Source organism: Streptomyces cathayae (genome assembly GCF_029760955.1).
GTDB classification, from domain to species: Bacteria; Actinomycetota; Actinomycetes; order Streptomycetales; family Streptomycetaceae; genus Streptomyces; species Streptomyces cathayae.
In genome coordinates, this window is the sequence record NZ_CP121682.1 from 891,051 (window position 1) to 910,619 (window position 19,569).

Annotated in this window: 15 protein-coding genes and 2 pseudogenes; 4 read left to right on the forward strand and 13 right to left on the reverse strand. The window is 70.7% G+C overall.

What is annotated here, in order from left to right; all coding sequences use genetic code 11:
• Positions 1-6: 6 nt before the first annotated feature.
• Together PYS65_RS04245 and PYS65_RS04250 are read right to left on the reverse strand one after the other, a co-directional pair.
• On the reverse strand, positions 7-405 hold the full coding sequence (locus PYS65_RS04245; RefSeq protein WP_279332414.1) for a 6-pyruvoyl trahydropterin synthase family protein: 399 nt from the start codon (positions 403-405) through the stop codon (positions 7-9).
• Positions 406-538: 133 nt separating this feature from the next.
• Entirely contained in the window at positions 539-1,522 is a 984-nt protein-coding gene (locus tag PYS65_RS04250) for a zinc-dependent alcohol dehydrogenase (RefSeq protein WP_279332415.1), read from the reverse strand.
• A 108-nt stretch (positions 1,523-1,630) separates the two neighbouring features.
• Between PYS65_RS04250 and PYS65_RS04255 the strand changes: the two genes are divergently transcribed.
• Positions 1,631-2,395, forward strand: coding sequence for a CDP-alcohol phosphatidyltransferase family protein (locus PYS65_RS04255; RefSeq protein WP_279332416.1), 765 nt, complete (start codon positions 1,631-1,633; stop codon positions 2,393-2,395).
• Positions 2,396-2,513: 118 nt separating this feature from the next.
• Positions 2,514-3,515 (forward strand): ATP-binding protein, encoded by a 1,002-nt coding sequence (locus PYS65_RS04260; protein WP_279332417.1) that lies wholly within the window; start codon positions 2,514-2,516, stop codon positions 3,513-3,515.
• Positions 3,516-3,543: 28 nt separating this feature from the next.
• Here the strand turns inward: PYS65_RS04260 and PYS65_RS04265 are convergent, their stop codons facing one another.
• The 11 genes and pseudogenes from PYS65_RS04265 to PYS65_RS04315 form a co-directional block, all read right to left on the reverse strand.
• Positions 3,544-4,083, reverse strand: a complete 540-nt coding sequence (locus PYS65_RS04265; protein WP_341483662.1) for a hypothetical protein — start codon at positions 4,081-4,083, stop codon at positions 3,544-3,546.
• A 351-nt stretch (positions 4,084-4,434) separates the two neighbouring features.
• Positions 4,435-5,331 (reverse strand): RNA polymerase sigma-70 factor, encoded by an 897-nt coding sequence (locus PYS65_RS04270; protein WP_279337849.1) that lies wholly within the window; start codon positions 5,329-5,331, stop codon positions 4,435-4,437.
• Between the two features lie 101 nt (positions 5,332-5,432).
• A complete protein-coding gene (locus tag PYS65_RS04275) occupies positions 5,433-6,641 on the reverse strand; it encodes an NAD(P)/FAD-dependent oxidoreductase (RefSeq protein ID WP_279332419.1) in 1,209 nt (402 codons plus the stop codon).
• 187 nt (positions 6,642-6,828) lie between these two features.
• Positions 6,829-7,535, reverse strand: a pseudogene (locus PYS65_RS04280) (IS6 family transposase).
• A gap of 107 nt (positions 7,536-7,642) precedes the next feature.
• A complete protein-coding gene (locus PYS65_RS04285) occupies positions 7,643-8,104 on the reverse strand; it encodes a hypothetical protein (RefSeq protein ID WP_279332420.1) in 462 nt (153 codons plus the stop codon).
• Positions 8,105-8,388: 284 nt separating this feature from the next.
• Complete coding sequence (locus PYS65_RS04290; protein WP_279332421.1) at positions 8,389-8,604, reverse strand: e9imm peptide; 216 nt, start codon at positions 8,602-8,604, stop codon at positions 8,389-8,391.
• 192 nt (positions 8,605-8,796) lie between these two features.
• Positions 8,797-11,298: an MGH1-like glycoside hydrolase domain-containing protein gene (locus PYS65_RS04295; protein ID WP_279332422.1), complete on the reverse strand. Its 2,502-nt coding sequence runs from the start codon at positions 11,296-11,298 to the stop codon at positions 8,797-8,799.
• A gap of 164 nt (positions 11,299-11,462) precedes the next feature.
• On the reverse strand, positions 11,463-11,750 hold the full coding sequence (locus tag PYS65_RS34915; RefSeq protein ID WP_387035250.1) for an ATP-binding protein: 288 nt from the start codon (positions 11,748-11,750) through the stop codon (positions 11,463-11,465).
• Positions 11,751-11,955: 205 nt separating this feature from the next.
• Positions 11,956-13,329 carry a COG1361 family protein gene (locus PYS65_RS04305; protein ID WP_279332423.1) on the reverse strand — a complete coding sequence of 458 codons (1,374 nt, stop codon included), beginning with the start codon at positions 13,327-13,329 and terminating at the stop codon, positions 11,956-11,958.
• Between the two features lie 190 nt (positions 13,330-13,519).
• Positions 13,520-14,131, reverse strand: a complete 612-nt coding sequence (locus PYS65_RS04310) for an Rv1352/Rv1906c domain-containing protein (RefSeq protein WP_279332424.1) — start codon at positions 14,129-14,131, stop codon at positions 13,520-13,522.
• A 138-nt stretch (positions 14,132-14,269) separates the two neighbouring features.
• Positions 14,270-15,496: a DNA sulfur modification protein DndB gene (locus PYS65_RS04315; protein ID WP_279332425.1), complete on the reverse strand. Its 1,227-nt coding sequence runs from the start codon at positions 15,494-15,496 to the stop codon at positions 14,270-14,272.
• A gap of 206 nt (positions 15,497-15,702) precedes the next feature.
• Here PYS65_RS04315 and PYS65_RS04320 point away from each other — a divergent pair, with 206 nt between their 5' ends.
• Positions 15,703-17,919 (forward strand): N-6 DNA methylase, encoded by a 2,217-nt coding sequence (locus PYS65_RS04320; protein ID WP_279332426.1) that lies wholly within the window; start codon positions 15,703-15,705, stop codon positions 17,917-17,919.
• Positions 17,920-18,034: 115 nt separating this feature from the next.
• A pseudogene (locus PYS65_RS04325) lies at positions 18,035-19,567 on the forward strand (type I restriction-modification system subunit M); the annotation flags it as partial.
• Positions 19,568-19,569: the final 2 nt, after the last annotated feature.

Consider the following 19,569-nt stretch of genomic DNA (forward strand, 5'->3'; position numbering starts at 1 on the left):
CGTCGTTCACAGCTCACGCTCGTAACTCGCCCAGGCGATGTGCGACTCGTGCAGGGTGACCGTGAGCCCCTTGATGCCCTTGGCGTTCTCGCCCAGCGCGCCCTTGTGGATGCGCTCGGCCAGCCGGTCGGCGACGACCTTGGCCAGGAACTCCGTGGAGGTGTTGGTCCCCGCGAAGTCGGGTTCGTTGTCGAGGTTGCGGTAGTTCAGCTCGCCGACGACGGCACCGAGTTCCTGCGTCGCGAGGCCGATGTCGACGACGAGGTTGTCCTCGTCCAACTGTTCGCGCCGGAACGTGGCGTCCACGAGGAACGTGGCCCCGTGCAGGCGCTGGGCCGGTCCGAAGACCTCGCCATGGAAGCTGTGGGCGATCATGATGTGATCGCGGACGGTGATGCTGAACAACGGACGACCCTCCAGGTGCGGCGCGTCTGCTCCCCGGCCGATCGCCGCCGGGGATGTCGTGTAGTACGGCCGTCCGCCGTGCGGCGTTCAGCCTCCGGTCCGTCTTTTCTCAGGTCAGACGGTGGCCCTTCGATCAGGGCGTGACGTGGTCGTAGCGGACGAGGTGGCACAGGGCCGGGATCTCGCCGGAGGCGAGGCGGGGCATGACGCCGGGCAGCTCCTCGAACGCGGACTCGCCGGTGATCAGCGCGTCGAGCGCGGGGTCGGCCAGCAGGTCGAGGGCGAGGGCGAGCCGGTCGGCGTAGCTGCGGCCGGGGCGGGCCGGGGAGACCGTGCCGACCTGGCTGCTGCGGACGGTGAGCCGCCGGGAGTGGAAGGCCTCGCCCAGCGGGAGGCTCACCTTCCGGTCGCCGTACCAGCTCAGTTCGATCACCGTGCCCTCGGCGCCGAGCAGTTCGAGTGCCCGGGTGAGCCCCTGCTCGGTGGCGCTGGCGTGCACCACCAGGTCGCAGTCGCCCAGGGCGTCCTCGGGCCGTGCGAAGCCGACGCCGAGGGCCTCGGCGGTCTCGGCGCGCGCGGGGTCGGCGTCGACGAGCTGGACGCGCACGCCGGGGAAACGGGCCAGCAGCGCGGCCACCGAGCTGCCGACCATGCCGCCGCCGACGACGGCGATCCGGTCGCCGATCAGCGGCGCCGCGTCCCACAGGGCGTTGACGGCGGTCTCCACGGTGCCGGCCAGCACGGCCCGGCCGGCGGGCACCTGGTCGGGCACGGGGGTCACGGCGCTCGCCGGGACGACGTAGCGGGTCTGGTGCGGGTAGAGGCAGAAGACCGTGCGCCCGACGAGTGCCGCCGGCCCCTCCTCCACCACGCCCACGTTGAGGTAGCCGTACTTCACCGGCCCCGGGAAGTCGCCCTCCTGGAACGGCGCGCGCATCGCCGTGTGCTGGCTCTCGGGCACCCCGCCGCGGAAGACGAGGGTCTCCGTGCCGCGGCTCACCCCGGAGTACAGCGAGCGCACCAGTACCTCGTCCTCGCCGGGAGTGGGCAGGGCGGTCTCGCGGATCTCACCTCGGCCGGGCGAGGCGAGCCAGAAGGCACGCGCGGTGTGGTTCATCGAATTCCTCCTGAACGAACGGCAAGTTGCACCCGTACCGAGTGGTGCACAGGCCGCGCACAAGGTAGCGGCGTTGATCGACTCTGTCACACGGCCGGAGGGTGTTCGGTGGCCCTGAACAACAGTTACGACGCGAGGCTCCTGCAGCAGGAGACCGCCGTGGGGGCGGGCCTGCAGGTCCTGCTGCTGGCGCTTCTCGGTACGGCGATCGGCATGGGCCCGGCGGGCTGGCTGACCGGCCTCGCGTTCGCGATCGCCACCTGGGCGGTGCTCTCCCGGGCCCTGCACCGGTCCCGGCCGCGCTCGTTCGGCCCGGCCAACCGGGTGACGCTCGGCCGGGCGATCCTGGTGGGCGGGGTGACCGCGCTGGTCGCCGACTCCTTCCAGGACACTCCGCCCGTCTCCCTCTTCGTCGGCCTGACCGCCGTGGCCCTCGTCCTCGACGGGGTGGACGGCAAGGTGGCCCGCAGGACCGGCACGTCGACCGCGCTGGGCGCCCGTTTCGACATGGAGGTCGACGCGTTCCTCATCCTGGTGCTGAGCGTGTACGTGTCGATGGCGATGGGCCCCTGGGTGCTGCTGATCGGCGTCATGCGGTATGTCTTCGTCGCCGCGGCCCGGGTGTGGCCGTGGCTGAACGCCGCCCTCCCGCCGAGCACGGCCCGCAAGACGGTGGCCGCGCTGCAGGGTGTCCTCCTGCTGGTGGCGGCCGCGGACCTGCTGCCGCACCTGGTCAACGTCGGGGTGGTGGCGCTGGCCCTGGGCCTGCTGCTGTGGTCGTTCGGCCGCGACGTCCTGTGGCTGTGGCGTACCTCGCGGCTGCGGCCCGCCGCCCGCGCCGAACAGCCGGTACGCGAACTCGTCGCGGGGTGACGCCTCCTCGACCCGTAAGCATGAGGTGGCGCCGACACGCCCCGAAGTGTTTGACACCACCCGAGCCCGCCCCCGAACCTATCGACATGACATTCGTTTTCAAGACGGTGGAGTGCCGATGAGGATCGCGTTCGTCGGCAAGGGCGGCAGCGGCAAAACAACGCTGTCCGCCCTCTTCTCCCGTCACCTGGCGAGCACCGGCGCCCCGGTCCTCGCCGTCGACGGCGACATCAACCAGCACCTGGCCGAGGCCCTCGCCCCCGCCGAGAGCACCCCGGTGACGCCCCCTCCCCTGGGCCCGCGCCTGCACGACATCAAGACCTACCTGCGCGGCACCAACCCCCGCATCACCTCCACCGAGTCGATGATCAAGACGACCCCGCCCGGCCGTGGTTCACGCCTCCTGCGCCTGCTGGGCGACGACGAACTGCACGCGCGGCACGTCGTCCGGGCCGGCGGTGTCCCGCTGATGGCGACGGGTCAGTTCGACGACAGCGACCTGGGCGTGGCCTGCTACCACTCCAAGCTCGGCGCGGTGGAGCTGTACCTGGGCCACCTGGTCGACGGCCCCGGCGAATACGTGGTGGTCGACATGACCGCGGGCGCCGACGCCTTCGCCTCCGGCCTGTTCACCCGCTTCGACCTCACCTTCCTGGTCGCCGAACCCACCCGCAAGGGCGTCTCCGTCTACCGCCAGTACCGGGACCACGCCCGCGAGTTCGGCATCCGTATCGCGGTCGTCGGCAACAAGGTGACCTGCGAGGACGACCTCCTCTTCCTCAAGAACCAGGTGGGCGACGACCTCCTGACCCACCTCGTGCACTCGGACTGGGTCCGAGCCGCGGAACAGGGCAGAACCCCACCCCCGAGCCCCGCAACCCCGGACGCCTCGGACCCCCTGAGCACCCTGGAACCCCACAACCACCACGCCCTGACCGTCCTGCGCGAGGCCGTCGACTCCCACCCCCGCGACTGGGACCGCCTCCACCGCCACGCCGTGGAGTTCCACCTCCGCAACGCCCACTCCTGGGCCGACGCCCGCACCGGAGAGAACCTGTCCTCCCAGATCGACCCGACCTTCACCCCCGGCCCGGCAGCCCTCCTGTCCTCTTGCCCCTGACCCTGCTCCTGGTGCTGGTCCTGGTCGGCTACTCGATGCCCGTCGAGTCGAGCAGCCGGACCAGGTCCTTGCGCCCGTACCCGAGCAGCCGGGCACGATGGGTGCCCATCAGCAACAGGTGCGCGGCGATCACCGCCGCGTCTCCGTCCTTGTCGCCGCCGAGCCACTCCTGCGGCTTCTCCACCCCCAGGCTGTTGAGCACCAGCCCGTGCTCGCGCCGGACCTCCGCGACGGTCCCGGCGACCGCGTCCAGCAGCGTCTTCCCCGGCCGCTCGCACTCCAGCGCGAAACACCCCCAGTCGACCGGCACACAGCCCTCCGGCGGCCGCTCCCGCACCCCCGCATACCGCTCGTCCCCGAACCCGGCCACGCCGAACTCCTCGTGCACCAGCGCGAACCGGTGAAACCCCGCCGGAACCGGCGGCGGTGGCGGCGTGTACTGCCACCCCGCGTCCTCGTACAACAGCCTCTTCACCTCCTCCTCGTCTGCATGCGTCACGCTGAACCCACTGGCGTCATTGCGCCCGGTCGTCGTCCCGTCGGGATTGCGATGAAAACAAAGACCCACTGTGTACCCCCGTGGCCTGCGATGAGAACGACGAGAAGCCCTCGTCACAGGACCAAACGGACCGCACCCCCCACCCGTGCCCGTTCCCCGAACCACCACCCGATCGTGTGAGCACGAGGTGCAAGCTGACGACAGGGCAACGGCACCCTTCACACACAGGAGACGACGCGCTCTGTCTGTGCTGTTCAGCAGCTTGGGGGCCGGATCCGGGCGTCGTCGGTGGTACCGGGCGCGGCGGTGAAGCCGAACCGGGCCCGGGCGCGGCGTCTCAGCGCTTCGGTACGGCCCTTCTCACATCGTTGTGAGGGGTCTTGGAAGGGTTGACGTCCGCGCGTCGGGGACCGGTGGTGGTCAGCGCAGGGTGAGGGGGGTCTCGGCTTCGGCGCGGGAGAGTTTCTCCGGGTTGCGGACGTAGTAGAGGCCGGTGATGCGGGCGTCCTCGACACGGACCGCCAGGACGCCGTCGAGCCCGCCGTCCAGATGCACGAGGAGTGCCGGGTTGCCGTTGACCACGGTTGGTTCGGTGGTGAGCGTGCCTTGGAGCTTGCCGATGCCGCCGGCGAACATACGGGCCACCTTGCCGGCGCCGGTGACCGGCCGCAGCGCGGCGTGTTTGATGCCGCCGCCGTCGCTCATCAGGACGACCTCCGGGGCAAGCACGTCGAGGAGGGTCTGCGGGTCCCCGGTTTCGATCGCGCGCTGGAACGACTCCAGGGCCGCCCGGGTCTCGTTCGGGGAGACCATCCGGCGGGGGCGGCGGGCGTCGACGTGGCGACGGGCGCGGTGGGCGATCTGGCGGACGGCCGCAGGGCTCTTGTCGACGGCGGCCGCGATCTCGTCGTAGCCGACGTCGAAGACCTCGCGCAGCACGAAGACGGCCCGCTCGGTCGGGGAGAGCGTCTCGAGGACGAGCAGGAGCGCCATCGACAGGCTCTCGGCCAGCTCGACGTCCTCGGCCACGTCCGGCGCGGTGAGCAGCGGCTCGGGCAGCCAGGGGCCGACGTACGCCTCCTTGCGGCGCTTCACGGTGCGCAGCCGGTTCAGCGCCTGCCGGGTGGTGATCCGGACCAGGTAGGCGCGCCGGTCGCGCACCTGCGCCAGGTCGACCCCGACCCACCGCAGCCAGGTCTCCTGGAGGACGTCCTCGGCGTCGGCGGCCGAGCCGAGCATCTCGTAGGCGACGGTGAAGAGCAGGTTGCGGTGGGCGATGAACGCCTCGGTCGCCGGGGCGGTGGCGTCGTCGCTCATGTCGCGGCCCCTCTCCTCGTCCTTCTCGTCCTTCGCGGTCGGCCCCGGCGGCCGACCGCGTTCGCGTGCGTCCACGGCAAGATCCTCGCAGCACGCGCCGGTCAGGCGACCCGGTCGGCGGCGGCCGGTGCCTCGGCGCGGTCGGCGCGCAGCAGCTGCCGGCGCTTGGCGCCCCCTCCCGGCATGCGGTGCAGCTTGTACGAGCCGGGTTTGTGCGCCTCGTCGGTCAGGTGCTTGGGGATGCCCTTGCAGACCAGTTCCTTGAGCCTGGCGCCCAGGCCGTCGTCGATGTGCAGCCACACCGCGGCGTCGGAGCGGTTGGCGAACTGGTAGATGCCCGCGCTGCGGCCCAGGCTGACGCACTGGGCGTAGAGCGACTGGTGGAGGTTTTCCGGCTGCTCACCCGCGAGTCGGCTGAGCACGGTGTCGGCGGCCCGCGCGCCCAGCGGCATCGCGTTCAGGCAGCTCATCCGCAGCGGCAGGCCGGACGGTGCCGCCGAGTCCCCGGCCGCGACGATGCGCGTGTCGTCCACGCTCGTCAGCGTCTCGTCCGTGAGCAGGCGGCCCACGGCGTCGGTGCTCAGCCCGCTGCGGGCGGCCAGGTCCGGAACGCCGAAGCCGACGGTCCAGACGGTGACCTCGCTCGGCAGCTCCCGGCCGTCGGCGAGCCGCACGGCCTCGCGGGTCACCGCCGTCACCTTCGTGTCGGAGCCGTCGAGGACCGTCACACCGAGCTTGGCCAGCCGCTTCGCAACCGAGCGCCGACCCCGGGGGTGCAGGTACGGGCCGAGAACGCCGCCGCAGACCAGGGTCACGGCGCGGCCCTGCTCCGCCAGCTCGGCGGCGGTCTCGATGCCGGTGGGACCGGCGCCGACCACCGTCACCGGGGCCGTCGCGGGAGCGGCGTCGAGGACCGGCCGCAGCCGCTGTGCCGCCTCCAGGGTGGCGATCGGGTAGGCGAACTCGGCCGCCCCCGGCACACTCGGTTCGGCGCTGCCACTGCCCACGGCGTAGATCAGGTAGTCGTAGCCGAGCGTGCCGCCGGCCGCCGGCGTCACGCCATGCCCGGCCGCGTCGATCCGGGTCACGGTGTCGACCACCAGCCGAACCCCGTCGGCCAGGACGTCCCGGTAGGCGACGACCGCGTCGTCGGACCCGCCCACCAACTGGTGCAGGCGGACCCGGTGGACAAAGTCCGCGCGCGGGTTGATCAGCGTCACGGTCACGTCGTCGCGCAGCGTCAGCCGGTTCGCGGCCATCACGCCCGCGTATCCGCCACCGATCACGACCACATGCGTGTTCCCAGCCATAGTGCCCCCTCCGTTTCCAGGTGTTCGGCCTCAAGACACCGCGCCATCGGCCGCCGTGACAGGACATGAGCCAGATCACTCCACGGGGGCTCAGCTGGAGCTGTGATCGGGCGCTGTCACGTTGTTGGCTGCGTAGGTCTCTGACGACGCGTCGGGGCGTGGTGGGGGCCGGGTTTCGGGCCGGTGCTCAGGCTTCGGCGGGCTGGCCGGCGGCGCCGGTGGCCTGGTCCCAGATCGCGAAGCGGGTGGTCATCTCGGCGCGGTAGTGGGCGGCGGTCATCAGGTGACGGCGGGGCCGGAAGTGGGGTGAGATGTCGCTGAACGCGGCCAGGAACCGCTGGGCTCCGCCGATACTGCGGAAGCCTTTCATGGCGCGTTCGCGCTGCCTCGTCGGCTGGTGGGAATTCTCGGCCCGGTTGTTCAGGCCCTTGTGGGCACGGTGCTCGACGGAGGGCATCACCTCGCGGTGCGCCGCCCCGTAGGAGCGCAGTTTGTCGGTGACGACCACCCTCGGCACCGTACGGGTCGTCTTCAGCAGCCTGCGGAAGAACCGCCGGGCCGCAGCGGTGTCCCGCCGGTTCTGTACGAGGACGTCGAGCACGGTGCCGTCCTGGTCGACCGCGCGCCACAGGTACTTCTGCTCTCCGTTGATCTTGATGAAGACCTCGTCCAGATGCCACTTGTCCCCGGGCCGGGGCCGCCTCCGGCGCAGGCCTGCCCGAACTTGGCGCATCACCGCCGGACCGTCTCGTAAGAGACGATCACACCGCGCTCAAGCATCAGCTCCTCGACCTCGCGGAACGACAGCGGGAAGCGGTGGTACAGCCACACGCGGCGGGCAATGGCCTCGACCGGGTACCGGTGCCCCTTGTACGACGGCGACGCGGACGACACGAGCGATCCCCCTGTCCAGCACGATCAACTCCAAGATCATCCCAGGCCGGTCAGCCAACGTGACAACGCCGTGACGGAGCCTTGCGACCTCCCACTGCCGGCACGGCCTATACCGGCTCCTCGTACAGGTCGATCTCGGAGGGCCCGCGATCAAGTAGCAGTTCGAGACGCCCCTCCATGGCGGCGAACCACTGATCGAGGTCCGCATTGGCGTCGTGAAAGAACCAGGAGTTGAAGCTTCCCAGGGCGTCCAGGGCGAGCCCGGGCTCGTAGCGGAACTCGCAGTGGACCTGCACGTAGTGGTCGTGCTCACCGTCGTCACCGCTGATGTCGAACTGTCGCGTGAGGTCCACAGTGAACATCGGTCGCCCGCTGAAGGCGTACGTGCCGTACTGGAAGAGCAAGCCGTCGGAGTCGGGTGTGGGTGCTGTGGCAAAGCGCTGCCGCCCGAATCGCATGAAGGCCAGCCATGCAGCCCGAGTGGTCAACTCGGTCGTCGTCGATCGCCCGGCCGCCAGCTCGGCACGCAGGAAATCGAGGGCTTCCTCCATCCGTGGTCTGTCGGGCACACCGGCTCTCCTCGCTTCGTGAATCAGCGCCTTAACGTCGTGGGGCCAGAGCAAAACCAGTCCTGATCACCGAGGCGTCCGCCTCGCCGTCTCGCAACGCTCGGTCACGGCTCCACAGAAGTTGAGCCAGAACCACGATTCACCCGTCGCCGACACACGAAATCCTTCCGACCCGACTGGTCTGCACGGCGGTATCCACCCCCCGTGCTCTCCAGCGATCCGGACTTCTTGCGCCCGCACCTGCCGCAACTCTGCTCATCTGGTTTCGCATCTGAGCCCCAGCTTCACAAAGCGATCGGCCGGTACCCCAGGGCCTGATCGACTACTTCATCAGCCGAAAGCTCCCGCTCCGGCGACCAAAAAATCAAATTGCTGACATGACCGGGCGGGCATGCCAGGGCTCTGTCGAGCCTGTCCAGCCAACCGTCCACCTCGTCGTCTGAGGTGTAGTCCGCTTCCATGATCCGCTGCACGAGCGCGACTGCCTCCGCGCGACTCATCTCCACAGCGCTCTTCAGGTCCCTCCGCCAGGTCACCCTAACGAGACGCATGATCGCCCGGACAGGCCCTGGGCGATTCGCATGCCACACGAAGCCCACTTCCCGCGCTGCAAATGACCGTTCCCCTCCGCGTGACGTTGGAAGACTGTGTGTGCTGTGCCGTAATACGGCGACAGTGCTGCGGTGGTCGCGTCAGTCGAACTGTGCCTGGGCGACGACGCTGGTGACGAACTGCTCCGCCCTCTCGCCCCGGGACCGAACCAACAGGCGCAGGGACTCAGGCAGTTGGTGGGGCAGGTCGTTGGGGGCTGTCACCAGCCAGTGCGTGTGCAGCGTCTTTCCCGCCCGGAGAGCGGTGGGGCGGATCGTGTGCTGGGGAAGGGCTTTCCAGTTGTCGGGGACGAGCAGGTGCGGGCTGACGACTGTGGCGGCTGCCGCCGTGACGGTGGTGGTGACCTTCACGGTCCTGCCCGGCTCCACGGGGACGAGGCCGTTCGACGGTGTCTTGACGGTGAGGGTGAGCCGGGGGTCTTCCGTCCGCCATGACTGCCAGGCGGCGACTCCCACGGCGCCGCCTGAGGTGCGTGTGGCGGTGAGTCTGAGGGCGGTGGTGGTGACGGCCTTCTCCAGGAGGATCCGGTTGAGGGTTCCCGGCCGGGGAGCCTGGGGGGTGCGGTGCTGGCCGGGCAGGGGATGCCATCCGCCGTCCTGGCCGAGGTGGTGGAGTTCGTAGGAGTCGGGGGTGCGGACTCCGCCGCCGTCGTCGTAGAAGGAGATCCGCAGGTCCGACACGGGCGTGGGGACGCCGAAGTCCACGGCGAGCCAGTCGTCCGCGTGGGGACTGCCGTAGTTGGTCCACCGCGATGACGGTGTGTCGAGGTGAAGGTCCTGTCCGTCGATGGCCTTGGCCGGGCTGTCGAGGTGGAACGTGTACGAGGCACTCGCGAGGGGATGGCCCTTCTGCTCGACGTTGGCCAGGTCGTCGACCTCGCGGGGCAGGGTGTGCTGTCTGGCCCTGCCGATGGTGAGCGTCACCGGCTCCAGGTCGTCCTGCCGGTGGATGCGCCGGCCGTCCAGCCAGACGCTCAGGCCGGCTCCGTGTCCGTAGTGCCGGCCGCTGCGGTCGAAGAGCACGCTGAGGTTGTGGCCGTGGTAGGGGAGGTTCTCCACGGCGAAGTGATCCCATTCGCGCGGCACCAGCGGCGCGAGGGAAACAGTGGCGTCGGACTGGGAACGGATCCCGAACAGCCCCGACAGGACCAGGTCGTTGAAGGTGGAGTGGTTGTAGTCCTCACTGTGCCCTCGGCCGTCGTAGATCCAGCGGTCCTCGTCGGGGTGGTGCGCCTCGGCGACATACGGCTTGCCGTCCTTGCGATGGGTCAGGGCATAGGCGCGGAGCACGGCGTAGTAGTCGGCGCGGTCGACGTGGGACTGGGCGGGGTAGTCGATGAGGAGGTTGGCCAGGGCGGTGAGCGTCTGACTGGTGGCGAACGGCCAGCTCGGACCGTTCCAGCGGCAGCAGCCCTCGAGCGCCTGGTGCATGAACCACGGGCTGCGCCGCTCGACCGTGGTGGGACCGAAGGGCGCGGAGAACCCCTCGGGATCGCGCAGTTGGGCCCATGCTGCGGCGTTGTCCGCCGGAGCCATGTGGAAGTACCAGGGCAGGAAGCCGATCTGCTCGCGGTCGGCGAGCCTGCGCCGCTCGGGATTCCCGTCCCGCATGACGTGCTTGTAGAACTGGTGCTTTTCGTCCCACAGCCAGCGCTCCTGCTGCGCCCGCAGGGCACGGGCCCGCTCGTCGTAGCGGTCGGCCTTCGCCTCGTCGCCCCGGTGGCCGCGGCGCCGCAGGAGTGCGGCGATCGCCTTGGCGTCGCCGTACTGGTAGGCGTTGAGAGTGGGGCGGAACCCCTCACCACCGTGGTACGGGTCGTCGCTCTGGTAGGAGCTCGCGGTGTACTCCATCGCGTCCCACACCGGTGTCTGCCAGTAGAGGCCGACTTCGTCGTCGAACTGCGGGGCCCAGCGCCCCCATTGGCGTTCCAATTCGTCGAGCAGACCCAGGGCCTGCTCCCATCTGCCGTCGGTCGACGCCCGGGCCACCACGGCGTCCGCGATCCAGAAGGAGTACTGGTGCGCCCAGTCGGTGGTGTTCTTGTTGAGGAAGTCCGTGGCCGGTTTGGGTCCCGAGCCGCTGCCGCGCAGCCAGTAGCCGATGTAGTCGTCGAGGTAGCGGTGGTCGCGCAGCCAGCGTGCCTCGCGGATGTGGTGAGCGGCGGCGGCGTTGATCCCGCCGTGCGGCGCGGAGTAGCCGACCGGGCCCAGGAACTCCGAGAGGATCCAACCTTCCCTGGGCCCGGTGTACTTCAGGGCGTGCTTGATCACGCGCCACCGGTAGTAGTAGGTGTCCCGGATGGCGGCGTCGGGCAGGTCGACGAAGGGGATGTTCGCCTCGTACCACTCGGCCTCCGGCAGGTCCCCCAGCAGTGACCGGTGGTCCAGGAAGGCCGTTCCGGGACCCACCACCGGATACAGCGGAGACGCGCTCGCCCCCTTGCCGCCTGCGGGCGCCCCGCCCGCAGGACTGCCGACCGCACCCGCCGACGTGGCCGCGCCGGGCGGCACCGCACCGCTCAGGGCCACCGCGCCCAGGGCCGCTGCGCCGCTGTGAAGAAGCCGCCGACGATCGAGGGCCATGCGAGTGCTCCTCTGCGAGAACGAGTCGACAGGGCTGCCCGAGCGTCTGACGGACCGCGCCTGACAGCGTTGTCCGCCAGAGGTTCTCGGCTCAGACTGCCATGGGCGGGTCTACATCTGAAGAGTCCGTGCAACGTTGGAAAGAGGGAGACGCGAGGCGCGCATCACCACTCACCGCACGGATCGAGCAGTCGGGCATGCGGCCGGGCCGCATCGGCGCGGGCCACGTCATGCGTCAGGGGAAGCGGGCGGTGCCGGGGAGACCGCCCGGTCGGCCGGGTTCGGCCGGGTTCGGTCGTTGCCTCGGTTCCGTGGGCCTCGGCGATGGAGCGGACGATGGCGAGACCGAGTCCGCGGCCGGTGGTGCCGACACGGTCCTGGGTACGGCGGCGGAAGGGCCCGAAGAGGTCCGGTATCCGGTCGGCGGACACGGTGGGCCCGGTGTTGGCCACGGTCAGCGTGTGACCTTCGAGCCGTACACGGCCCGGCCGCCGGGGTGGTTGTACTGAAACACCCGGCCGGTGAAAGCCGGTCATCCCGATGGCTGTCGATCAGGGTCGGAGTGGTGTCGGCGGCACCTTGCGGCGGCGGTCGGCACCCCACAGGGCGCGGGTTCGGGGCGGCCGCTCGAACGGCTGCCCCGAACCCGCGGGCCGGTCAGTTGACGGCCAGGACCGCCGTGTTGTTCGCGAGGTCCGGGTCGAAGGCGAAGGGGTACTCGCCGAACTCGCCGTACGAAGGGTGGATGCTCACGGCACCGGTCGCGCCGGGCACCACGGTGTCGATGTGCACGGAGAACGCGAACGTGTGCCGGGTGTCCTCCAGCACCCAGTACCGCAGGTTGCAGTCGTAGCGCGGGGCGCCCGTACGCTTCGGGTAGTAGCCGCCGTCGAGGGTGCGGGGGGAGCAGCCGGACGGCACGCCGGTGACCTCGGTGCCCTCGGGCACGACCAGCCGGACCTTGGCGACCGGGTCGCCGGAGCCGAGGTTGCCGAGCCAGGCCGGGCCGTTGTTCTTGAACGTGAGCTCGGCCGTGACCGTCTCGCCCGCCGTGCCGGAGACTGTGTCACCGGTCACGGAGAAGTCCGCGGTGTTTTCCGCCCCGATCTGGAGGATCGTGTAGTCGTTCTCGGAGTCGATGTCCTGGGCACCGTCGCCCGGCTCGACGTCGATGTCGAGCCGCTCGTTCAGCGCGTGCGGGGCGAGTCGCACCGTCAGCGGTTCGGGCAGTTCGAAGGAGTCGCCCGGCGCCAGCACCTGGTCGAACGTGCAGACTGCCCTGTTCGACGGTGCGTAGTCGTTGCCGTCCGTCGTGGTGTAGGTGCAGGCGTCGTACCGGGTCAGATCCGTCAGGCCGTACGAGGCGTGCAGCTTGACGGTGAACCCGTTCGCGCTCTCGTTGCCGTTGTTGGTGATCCTGAACGGGATCGTCCGCTCGTCGCCGGGCCGGCCGGCCTCGATGTCGGCGACGGGGTCGATGGCGAGGTCGGGCCCGGCGCCGACGGTGAGCGTGGTGTCGAAGCTCTCGTGCGGCGCGGTGAGCGTGCCGTCGGGGCCGCCGGTGGCCGTCGCCTCGTAGGTGATCCTGCCCTGTGCGCCGACTTCGGCGCCGTCGGCCGCGCGCACCGTCAGCAACACCTGGTGCTTGTAGTCGCTCCCGATCGTGGGCACCACGGGAACGTCGCACACCGCACTCGTGCCGCTCGGCGTGCAGGTGTCGGGCCAGGTCACCTCGGCGACCCCGGTGAGGTCGGAGACGTCGACGGTGAGCCTGCCGTCGGTCACCGTGAAGTTCTCGTTGTCGTGGGAGAGGCCGACGCGGAGAGTGCGGGACTGCGGCTGGCCGCCGTCGGTGCCGAGCGGCAGCGTCTGCTCGTACGGCTTGTTGATCCACAACTGGTCGGTCTGCGGCGGGTCGTCGTCGGCGAACGCGGGCGCGGCGAGGCCGGCGGTCAGCAGGCCGGCCGCCGCCACCACGGCGGCGCCGGATCTGAGCCGTACCGGGCGTCCAGCGGAGAACAACAGTCTCATTGCTACCCCCCAAGGGTGTGGTAACGCGACTGACGCGCCGGCAGCCCCGGCGCACCGGCAAGATCATCACATGGCAGGGCAGTCCGCCGCGCCCCGGTTTCCGACCCTGTCGGAGAACACCCTTATGTCGGCCAACTCCTGGCCGCCGAGAAGGACTTCGACAACCTGGAGTGGTGGACCCTCCACCGGCTCAGCCCACCCTCTTCCACTCCTGGCACCGGTTGGTCTTGAAGTACTCGCCGGTGTTGAGGGTCACCCGGCCCGGGCCGTTCAGGTTGTTGTTGGCGATGATGGAGCCGAACTCGCCGCTGGCGTCCTTGGCCCGTTCCCAGTAGCAGCCGAAGTCGCCGTCGGCCCCGGCCGTCTTGTACGTGCCGGCCTTGATGTCCTCGCCGACGACGTACTCGCCCTCTCCCGAGAAGCTGGTCGCCGGGCCCGGCGCCTTGGTCTTCTTCGGCTTGGCGGTGACCGTCTTGGTCTCGGTGACGGTGGGGGCGGGGGCGGGCTTGGCGTCACCGCCGCCGTTGGCCTTGGCGGTTTCGGTGACGGTGACCGTCGGCCTCGGCTCCGACTTGGTGTCGGCGGCTGCCGTGTCCGCTGCCGCCGTGCCGTCGCCGCTGCTTCCGATGCCGACCCCGATGAACAGGGAGACGAAGGCGACCGCCCCGTACTTCAGCCACCGGCCGCGCTGCTTCGGGGGCCGCGCCGGGCCGGTGGGGGTGCCGAGGCCAAAGGGGCCCTGGGTGCCGGGCCCGGGCTGCGGAGAGGGGGAGTGGAAAGGCTGCTGGAAGGACATGGTCATGCTCCGTTTCCGTGTGATGCGTGCGTGGGATCACGATGCGTGCGTGGGATCGCGATGCGCGCATGCGTGTGATGCGTGCGTGGGATCGCGATGCGGGATGAGGTGGAGTCGAGAGGCGCGTGGGCGTGGTGCCCGGGTTCAGCGGCCCCGGATCTTGCGGCCCGCCTCGGTCGCCGGGTAGAGGATCGCGTCGGCGACCCGGCCGCCCGAGTCCTTCACCCCGCCGCTGAAGTTGAGGCGTCCCGAGGTGCCGGTCTTGGCGGCGACGCCGTCCCAGTACTTCGCCTCGCGCTCCCAGTGGACGTCGTCGAGGAGGCGGATCAGGTCCTCCACGCGGAACGCGGAGGCCGATTCGGTCCACGGCATCGTGTGGTGGACGGCGATCCCCAGCCCGGCGAGGACGGCGGGCGCCGTGAGGGCGCTGCGGTCGGTCAGGTGCTGCGCGTAGCGGTCGATCAGCCGGCCGAGCACCGGGACGACGGCGGCCTCCACCTGCGCGGACCGGCTGCCACCCGGCAGTTCGTCCTCGTGCACCGACTCGGCGGACCGCTGGAGTCCGGCGCGTCCGTAGAGCGTGGCGACGACGAGGGCGCGCAGTGCGGAGAGCGTGACGACCTCGCGGTCGCCGGCCGACACCTGCCGCTTGGTGGCGTTGACGAGCCGCGCGAACGGTACCCGCTGCCCGTCCACGTCGACGCGTACGGAGTCGGCGACGAGGTGGGCGAGCCGGGTGCCGAAGTCGCGCTGGTCCATGGACATCGCCAGGTTCTTGGCGACGGCGACGCCCTGCACGTTGCGGTCGTAGAAGATCTGCCGCGCGTCGGCCGGGGCGAGGTCGATGTACATCTCGAACGGCAGGCGCACCTGGGCGAGTTCGGGGTATGTCAGGCCGTACGCCTCGGGGTCGTCGTAGAGGTCGTGCCAGGCGGTGGTCTGGGTCTCGCCGTCGATGGCGACGACCATCGTGCCGGGTGCGACGGTGAGGGTGCGCAGGCCGCTGCCGGGGACGAGTTCGTCGCTGAGCGCGGCGAGCGGTCCGGCGTGCCAGAGCGTGACCGGCGGGGTGGACCAGGCGGCGCCGAGTTCGCCCTTGAGGCCGGCGGCAATGTACTCGGCGTACGGCGTGACGTTCTTGCCCTTCTGCGAGGACCTCAGCGTGCGCTGCACGGTGGCCCGCAGTTCGGCGTGCCGGCGCACCAGACCGGAGGCGGCCTTCAGCCTCCTGGGGTCCTCCTCGGCGCGCGGCGACGGTACGAGCTGGACGAGCGCGGGCACGGACAGCGTCCCGACGACGGCGTCGTCGCGGAACGGCATCACGGTGAGCTGGGTTCCTTCGACGACACCTGTCGGCATGGTCAGGCGCATGGTGACTCCCCCGGGGTTTCGGACAGGCGTGGGACGCGAGAGATCACGCAGGAAGCACGGACCGTGCGGCCGGGCTGCACGGCAGCACTCCCTGCGGAAGCGTCACCAGAGAAGCAGAGCCGGGAAAGCATTGTCAAACACCACACCTGACTTGACGGGTGCTGTAGGTTGTTGACGTCCGCTACGAGAGGTCCAGGTCTTCCGTCATGCCCCAGCAGCCGTCCGCGCAGGTGACCGCCGCCGAGATCTCCCGCATCGCCGGGGTCACGCGCGCCACCGTCAGCAACTGGCGTCGCCGGTACGACGACTTCCCCGACCCGTCCGGCGGCACGGAGAGCAGCCCCCTGTACGACCTGGAGACGGTCAGGGCCTGGCTCGCCTCGCGCGGCCACGCCTCGGCGGCCAGCCCGGCCGAGGAGCTGCGCACGACCCTCCGCCTCAATCCCCCGAGCACGGACGGCGACGACGGCGGCACGGCGGACCTGCTGCTCCTCGTCCTGGCGGCGGCCCGCCGCACCCCGGAGCAGCTCACGGCTGCGGCACGGCTCCCGGACGAGGAACTCGCCCTCCGCGCGGAGCGCGACGCGGCAAGCGTCGCCGACGCCGTACCGAGCGCGGGCGCCGTGCGCTTCGCCGGCACCGACGCGGCTGTGCTCCGCGCGCTGTACGCGTGCGTACGGGACGAGGGCGGCCCGGCCACGCTGGGCGTGCTCGCGGAGCGGGAGCTGGAGGAGAGCGCGGCGAGCGGCGCGTACGGCACGCCGGACCCGCTCGCCGACCTCCTCGCGCGCCTCGTCCCCGGCGCCCCCGTCCGCGTCCTCGACCCGGCCTGCGGCAGCGGCACCCTGCTGGAGGCCGCCGCCCGCCGGGGCGCGACCGAGCTGTACGGCCAGGACGTGCTCCCCGTGCAGGCGCGGCGCAGCGCGGTGGGCCTGATGCTCGCGGCGCCGGAGGCCACGGTCACCGTGCGCGCCGCCGACAGCCTGCGCGCGGACGCCTTCCCCGGCCTGGACGCCGACGCGGTGCTGTGCACCCCGCCGTTCGGCGTCCGGGACTGGGGGCACGACGAGCTGGCGTACGACCCGCGCTGGGCGTACGGCGTGCCGGCCCGCGCCGAGTCGGAACTGGCCTGGGTGCAGCACGCCCTCGCCCACCTGACCCCCGGCGGTCACGCGGTCCTGGTCATGCCGCCCGCGTCGGCCGGCCGCGCCTCGGGCCGCCGGGTACGGGCCGAACTGGTCCGCAGCGGCGCCCTGCGCGCGGTGGTGGCGCTGCCGGTCGGCGCGTCGGTGCCGTTCCACGTGGGCCTGCAGATCTGGGTCCTGCGACGGCCCGAACCGGGCGGCGCGGCGGGCAAGTCGGTGCTGTTCGTCGACACGGCCGAGACGACGGCCGGCGCGAAGACGGCCGGTGCGAAAGCGGACGCCCGGACGGGCCCGCGCACCCGCGGCGGCAGCCGGTCCGCCTCGCTGGACTGGGAGCGGATCACCGCACAGGCGCTGGACGCCTGGCACGCCTTCACCCGGGACCCGGACGCCTTCGAGGGCGAGCCCGGCGTCGCCCGCGCGGTCGATGTCGTCGACCTGCTGGACGAGACCGTGGACCTGACGCCGACCCGTCTCGTCCGCGCCTCACGCGCCGACGTGGACCCGGCGAAGCTGGCGGCGGAGGCCGACGCCACGCGCCGGAACCTGGTCGAGGCCGCCGAGTCCCTGGTCCGGGCCGCCGGTTACGACGACTGGGACCCGGCGGGCGACTCGGCCCGGCAGTGGCGTACGGCGACGGTGTCCGACCTGGCGCGCGGCGGTGCGCTGACGGTGCTGCGGACGGTGCCGGACACCGTACGCACCCGGGCGCAGGCCGCGAGCAGCGGGACCGGCGGGGACGAACGGCCCGAGACGCGGGCGGCACTCACCGGCTCGGACATCGCGTCCGGGTCGGGCCCTTCAGGAAATCCGACGGGGCCGTACGACGACACGGCGCCCGTGATCACCGTCGGGGACGTCCTCGTGCGGGCGGTCGCGAGCGGGGACGGCCCGATGGCCCGGGTCGCGGACGAGGAGGACGCCGGCGCACTGCTCGGCCACGTCCACCTGTTCCGACCCGACCCGGCCCGCCTGGACCCCTGGTTCCTGGCCGGCTTCCTGGGCGCCGAGGACAACATCGCGGGCGCGTCCACCGGCAGCACGGTGCTGAACGTCAGCCCCGGTCGGCTGCGCGTACCGCTGCTACCCCTGGAGGAGCAGCGCCGGTACGGGGAGGCGTTCCGCCGCGTCCACGAGCTGCGGGCGGAGGCGCAGCGGGCGACCCGGCTGGCGGAGGAGACGGCACGGCTGCTGGCGGGCGGGCTCACGGGCGGGCAGCTGCTGCCCTCGGGGGAGGCGCCGGACGCACGCGGCCAGGGCGACGATTCACCCCATTAGCCACACAGCGCTTCATCCATGGACCACACTTGTCGGACCGCCCCGGCCTGCCGGTCGACCAGGCTCGGCTCGGGCGGTGGGGTCGGGACATTTCGGAAGGAACCCGGGGATCCACTTGAACAGCAGCAAGCACACGGAGTTGGCGAACCACGCGTGGTCCGTCGCCGACCTCCTGCGGGGGGACTACAAGCAGTCCGACTACGGCAAGGTCATCCTGCCGTTCACGGTGCTGCGGCGACTGGAGTGCGTGCTCGATCCGACGCGTGAGAAGGTCGCGGAGATCGCGGAGCAGCACAAGGAGAGCGGGATCGACCCGGACCGCTTCCTGCGGCGGGCGTCGGGGCACTCCTTCTACAACCGGTCGAGCCTGACCCTGAAGAAGATCGCCGCGGACCCGCAGAACGCGGCGCAGAACCTCCAGGTGTATGTCGGAGCCTTCTCCGACAACGCGCGGGGAGTGCTGGACCGGTTCGAGTTCGCGCAGCAGATCAAGCGGCTGGACAGTGCCGGACTGCTCTACCAGGTCATCGGCAAGTTCACGGACTTGGACCTGCGCCCCGAGACCGTGCCCAACCACAACATGGGCTACATCTTCGAGGAGCTGATCCGCCGCTTCGCGGAGCAGTCCAACGAGACGGCCGGTGAGCACTTCACGCCCCGCGAGGTCATCCAGCTCATGGTGCGGCTCCTGGTCGCCCCGGACGGCGACGGCCTCCAACTCCCGGGCGTCGTCCGTACGGTCATGGACCCGGCCTGCGGCACAGGCGGCATGCTCTCGGCGACGGACGACCTGATCAAGGAACTCAACCCCGACGCCACGGTGGAGGTGTACGGGCAGGAGCTCAACCCCGAGTCCTGGGCGATCTGCCGGTCCGACCTCATGATCAAGGGCCAGGACCCGGAGAACATCGCCTTCGGCAACTCCTTCTCCGACGACGGCCACGCCCGCCAGACCTTCGACTACCTGCTGGCCAACCCGCCGTTCGGCGTGGAGTGGAAGAAGGTGAAAGCGGAAGTGGAGCGGGAGCACGAGACACTCGGCGACACCGGCCGGTTCGGTGCGGGGCTGCCGCGTATCAACGACGGCTCCCTGCTGTTCCTCCAGCACATGATCTCCAAGATGAAGCCGGTGGACGTCAACGGCGGGGGTGGCTCGCGCATCGCGATCGTCTTCAACGGCTCCCCGCTCTTCTCGGGTGGGGCGGGCTCGGGCGAGTCGGAGATCCGCCGCTGGATCCTGGAGAACGACTGGCTCGAGGGCATCGTCGCCCTGCCGGACCAGCTCTTCTACAACACCGGCATCTCGACGTACTTCTGGATCCTGACCAACCGCAAGAGCCCCGACCACAAGGGCAAGGTCGTCCTGCTGGACGCACGCGACCAGTGGAGCAAGATGCCGAAGTCCCTGGGTGACAAACGCAAGCGACTGGGCGACGGAACAAACGGCACGCCTAACCACATCGCGACCGTGGTCAAGCTGTACGGCGAGGCACTAGAGGCGGCTACAGACGCGGAGCACCCGCTCCACGGCAAGGTGAAGGTCTTCGACAACACGGCGTTCGGGTACCAGCGCATCACCGTCGAGCGTCCACTGAAGCTGCGGTTCGAGCTGACGGAGGAGACGCTGGCGGCCCTGGAGGCGTCTAAGAG